The 4754-nt window shown below is 62.1% G+C and carries 4 protein-coding genes; 2 read left to right on the top strand and 2 right to left on the bottom strand.

Annotation, left to right across the window (positions count from 1 at the left end; translation table 11 throughout):
- Positions 1 to 1409: 1409 nt before the first annotated feature.
- Together QN357_RS17830 and QN357_RS17825 are read right to left on the bottom strand one after the other, a co-directional pair.
- The gene (locus tag QN357_RS17830) at positions 1410 to 1715 is read right to left on the bottom strand and encodes a hypothetical protein (RefSeq protein ID WP_322136645.1); all 306 of its coding nucleotides are present in this window, start codon (positions 1713 to 1715) and stop codon (positions 1410 to 1412) included.
- A 201-nt stretch (positions 1716 to 1916) separates the two neighbouring features.
- Positions 1917 to 2588 carry a TetR family transcriptional regulator gene (locus QN357_RS17825; protein WP_322136644.1) on the bottom strand — a complete coding sequence of 224 codons (672 nt, stop codon included), beginning with the start codon at positions 2586 to 2588 and terminating at the stop codon, positions 1917 to 1919.
- 123 nt (positions 2589 to 2711) lie between these two features.
- Between QN357_RS17825 and QN357_RS17820 the strand changes: the two genes are divergently transcribed.
- Positions 2712 to 3851, top strand: coding sequence for a CocE/NonD family hydrolase (locus QN357_RS17820; protein WP_323505295.1), 1140 nt, complete (start codon positions 2712 to 2714; stop codon positions 3849 to 3851).
- Positions 3743 to 4450: a CocE/NonD family hydrolase C-terminal non-catalytic domain-containing protein gene (locus QN357_RS17815; protein WP_323505296.1), complete on the top strand. Its 708-nt coding sequence runs from the start codon at positions 3743 to 3745 to the stop codon at positions 4448 to 4450. The genes QN357_RS17820 and QN357_RS17815 overlap by 109 nt, the downstream gene beginning before the upstream one ends.
- The last annotated feature ends 304 nt before the right edge of the window (positions 4451 to 4754 follow it).

Raw genomic sequence — 4754 nt, 5'->3', positions numbered from 1 at the left:
TTAGAAACCTAGACGGAGAGCGGCGTGCACTCGTTAAGGCGCTCGGAAACCACCCACGGTAACGTCAGGAGAGCCCTTTAAACGCCTCAATCCCTACCTCATACCCTCCGGAGCCTCACAGTCGGAAGACATCGACTAAGGAGCGCTCCGCGTGAGTACACGCCCATGATTTCTTCAGTACCTGTGATATAGATCTCCTCGCGTCCGATCGGGAAAGTATCGCGGTCGAAGCTGTGCCATAGAACCGCTGCCGTCGTCGTTGGCACCGATTGACCTCGTGGAACTGCGATCTCCGCGCGCGGCGGAATCGCGTCGATGAGACCGTGGTGTGCCAGCGCGCCGGCCAGTCACAGGGTGGCGTCGGGCCTGCATTTCACGATTTCGAGCAGGACGAGATGGAGGCCATCCAAAGTCTCCGCCACGAGGCTCTCAAGTTCGTCGACGGGAGCGCCCAGAGGATTATTTGGCAGAGCGTAGAGGATGTGCGCGAAAGTGCCGAAAATCTGCCCAGTGATTCACCAGCCTGTGAGTTATAGGAACAACCCGCCACGAATCACCCCCTGCATCCCTTGAAAACACTGGGATGTGGGGGTTTTCTTTTCCCGCAAAACCCCGCAGGGCAACACTTTGGCAACCACCGTCAGAAGTGCGGCCTGATTCTGCCAGCTTCTGAGCGGCTGTGACCTGGCCGTCACAGAGCAGGGGCCGTCGAACCGTGACCGGACGGTCAGGAGGAGCTGAAGTTGAGCCCGCCACGTACTGAACGCCATAAGCGCTTCCGCATCTTGTCCAACGTCGCCTTCGGTTTCACCTTGGGCTTCACGCTCCTGGTCATTGGTACGGCCGGCTTCTCGACCCCGTTGTCTCATGGACTTGTGTTCGAGTTTTTGTTTGGCTCGATAGCTGCGGGAGTCGTCCTTCGACTCCGCTCGAATCCGGACTATGACCGTCCCAAAGGTTGAGAGAACGAGAAGCGGGATCTACAGCACTCAGTCTCTTAGCGTTCCAAGGCGCAATGGGAGACGAGGCGATCTAAGGATGCGTTAGGGGTAATCAGTCGATGCTGAGCGAGCGCGCGTCGTCGAGGGCGTCGGCCACGAGGTCGAGGTCGTCGTCGAAGAAGTCGTCGTAGGAGTCGAGGGTCGCCGCTACCACCCGCGGTGCTGTCGGTGCTGCACTTGGGCAGGTTCACGTTCTCCGTCCTTCCGGTCACGTGGAAAATGACCGCTTCATTGTGATTTCACCCAAATGGCAAGCGTGAATGCTCACCGCAAACGAATCGAACAGGCATACCCCGTGTGACACGCTTGGACCGTATGACGGGACAGAAGCCCCCGCTCACGCCGATTCAGGGGCCATAATTTGGCACTCGATCGGGACAAATTGAGACAAAATTAGCCAACAGGCGATTAGGTCTCGCCCCAAAAAAGAGAGGACGAGTCTCGACGGGCGCTGCCGTCTATCCATTTCCCGCTCTCGCACCGCAGTGCTACCGCGTGCGGGCGGAGCGGGACGTGGAATTCGGCGAAGTCGACTTCCTCCCGTGTGTCGTCATAGCGTGCGGAGCGGATGAAGAGGGAGAGCACGTCGCTGTAGTGTTCGAGTTTGGGGTGCTGGTGGCCGGCGAGCAAGTCCTCTTGGAGGAGGGGGTACAGATCCCATGCATCGGCGAGCTCGGCGACGTTCCCGAGCGTCGGGGCGGGGTATAAGCGCATGGGCATCCTGTCCGTACAGGTGCGAGCAAATTCCAGTGCGTCGGAGGCCGTCGCGCCAGACGGGGCCGCTGTTGGCAGTCCTCGGTTCACATAGCGGGTCAGGAACGACGCCTCGGCCGGTCCCGGGGGTGGGCGGTGCGGCGCTTCGTCGTCCGGCATGTTCCGCCGAACTCGCGATCGCCCGACGGCTCCGCCAGGGATTCATAGCTGCCGCCCTTCCGAATCCTGGCTTCTGCGTGGGCCTGTGCTGAGGTGCGTGGCTGCTGCTGTGGGAACGAGGATCTGTTGGATCGCTGGTCCGACGACGGCGACGAGCGTTTCGGTGTCCGCTGCGACGAGCGTGGGTACTCCGATGATGCGACGTCCGGTGACGATGCCGACGAGCATCGAGGAGGCGAGGCCAGCTCGGAGGACGGCGTCGGGGTCGAGGCGGTCGCGGGTGCCGACGAGCAGGCGGGACTGGATGAAGTCGCGCAGCTGCCCGCTCGCGGTGTCGTTGACGATCGCGCCGCGGAGCATCGCCATCAGCGGCTCCGACTCCTCGGCCACGCCTTCCCACGCGCTCAGGTAGGCGCGGACGACCCGTTCACCGAGGTGCTTGTCCGGCCCCTCAAATGCGGTACTGAAACGCTCCAGCGCCGCTGGGGTGATGGCCATCACCCCAGCGAACAATTCATCCTTCGACCGGAAATACTGCATCACCTGGGATGCATCCACCCCAGCGTCCAGAGCAACAAGCCGGATCGTGGTGGCGGCGAATCCTTCCCGGGCGAAACGAGCCCGGGCGGCCTTGAGCACCACTGCCCGGGTGTTCACGCCACCAGGTCGACGCCCGCGCCGCACGGTCGGTGTTGGCTGCTTCTGTATCGTCATCAACTCAATATAGCTCTTTCGCGCTTATTTTCTCAACGCTTGTTGAGTTTCTGAGTTTTTGGGCGTACGCTCGCACCGGCCCGAGAGTCGATCCCAGGATCACGAAACCAGAGGAGCTCCGCGATGAGCGAAGAACAGAGAATGTACGTCCCTTCCACCCCGCTGCCCCCGGCGCGCACCGGAGCGCTAACCGCGTTCGATCCCGGAACCCGAACCCTCCAGGCGGGCTTTCAGATCGCCCCGCAGTTCAAGCCGCTGCCAGTCGATATCCTGTTCGAGAAGGACGTGCCCGTGCAGATGCGCGACGGTGTCACCATCTACGCCGACGTCTTCCGGCCCGCCAGATCCGAGAAAGTCCCAGTCATCATGGCCTGGAGCCCCTACGGTAAGGCCCAGGGCTCCTCACTCGCCGTAATGGGCGTGTTCGGCTTGGTGGGTCTGGACAACTCGATCGTCTCCGGACTGGAAAAATTCGAAGGCGCCGATCCGGCGTATTGGGTCGCCCAGGGCTATGCGATCTGCAACCCGGACATGCGAGGCATCGTCGACGGCGAGGGCAGCAGCGTGCTCTGGGACCGACAAGACGGCCGCGACTGCTATGACGTCATCGAGTGGCTGGCGGAGCAGGAGTGGTGCACAGGCAAGGTCGGTATGAGCGGAACCTCCTACCTCGCGGTTTCGCAGTGGTTCGCCGCCGCCGAGCAGCCGCCTCACCTGGCGGCGATCAACCCGTGGGAGGGCGTCAGCGACGTTTACCGCGACCTGGTGATGCGCGGCGGCATGCCCGATACCGGCTTCGCCCGCCAGCTCCAGGAAGGCAGTTTCTTCGGCAAGAACCAAAAAGAAGACATCATCGGCGAGGTCGAAAAGTATCCGCTCGTCAACGACCTGTGGGAGAACAAAATCCCCGCGTTCGACAAGATTACGGTGCCGGCATACGTGGTGGCCAGCTATTCGAACACTCTCCACACCGCCGGAACCTTCCGCGCGTGGCGCCGGATGGCGTCGGAGGAGAAATGGCTGCGCATCCACAACACCCAGGAATGGCCCGACTATTACGACGAACAGCACCAGGACGAGCTGCGCCGCTTCTTCGACCACTTCCTCAAAGACCACGACAATGGCTGGGAGCAGACCCCCCCGTGCGCTATTCACTGCTCGACCTTGAGGGTGGCGACCGGATCGATATCCCCGCCGACCAGTTTCCACCGGCCGACTCCGTGCCGACGAAGTTCTACCTCGACGGCCGCTCTCGCGCGCTGACCATCACGGCGCCCGGCGCCGAGGTGCCGGTGGCGTACACCGTGGCGGCTAACCCGGACGCCGTGTCTTTTCTCACGCGCTTTGCCGACGAAACGGTGCTGGCGGGCTACCCGAAGGCGCGCCTCTTCGTCGAAGCCCGTGACTGCGACGACATGGACATTTTTGTGCTCGTGCAGAAGCTCGACGCCTACGGCACACCATTGGAAGCGTTCACGGTTCCGAATCAGAGCGCAATCGCACACGACCTCACCGACCGTGGTGCGACGATTCTGAAATACAAAGGCTCAGACGGTCGACTGCGGGTCTCGCTGCGTCACCTCGACGAGACGCTGTCGACGGATGAAGTGCCCACACACACCTTCGACCGGGTCGAGAAGCTCGCACCCGGCGAGATCGTCGAGATAGAAATCGACCTGTTGCCGGTCGGGCTGGTGTTCCACCCGGGCGAGCAGCTGCGCTTCGTAGTCAGCTCCCGCAACCTGCTCGGCACGATGATGCCCGGTATCCGCGAGTACGTCGGCGCGAACAGCGGCCAGCACGTTGTTCACACCGGAGGCGAGCACGCCTCATACCTGCAGCTGCCCCTGCAATCGCGATAGCCGGTCCGAGTACCGATAGGGAGCGCTCACCGAGCGTTCCCTATGCGATTTTCGGTGTAACTCCTGACACAGGCCTTGACCCCGGAGAGTGGACACCTCACAAGAGAGAATGTTCACTCCCCGGGGTCAGCGCCAAAGACTTGACAGACCCCGCCGACGGTATGGTGCGGCAGCCCTGAGAACGGAGTCGGGCTATTGTGTGCGCATGTTTGGTTTGACGTTTGAGAAGCTGGTGTTGATCGGAGTGGTGGCGGTCTTTTTGCTGGGCCCGGACAGGCTCCCGCATTACGCAGCAGTGTTGGGT

The sequence above is a fragment of the Cryobacterium sp. RTC2.1 genome (genome assembly GCF_035018685.1).
GTDB classification, from domain to species: Bacteria; Actinomycetota; Actinomycetes; order Actinomycetales; family Microbacteriaceae; genus Cryobacterium; species Cryobacterium glucosi.
The sequence above is the reverse complement of the archived record's forward strand: the minus strand, read 5'-3'. Positions and strand labels throughout refer to the sequence as shown.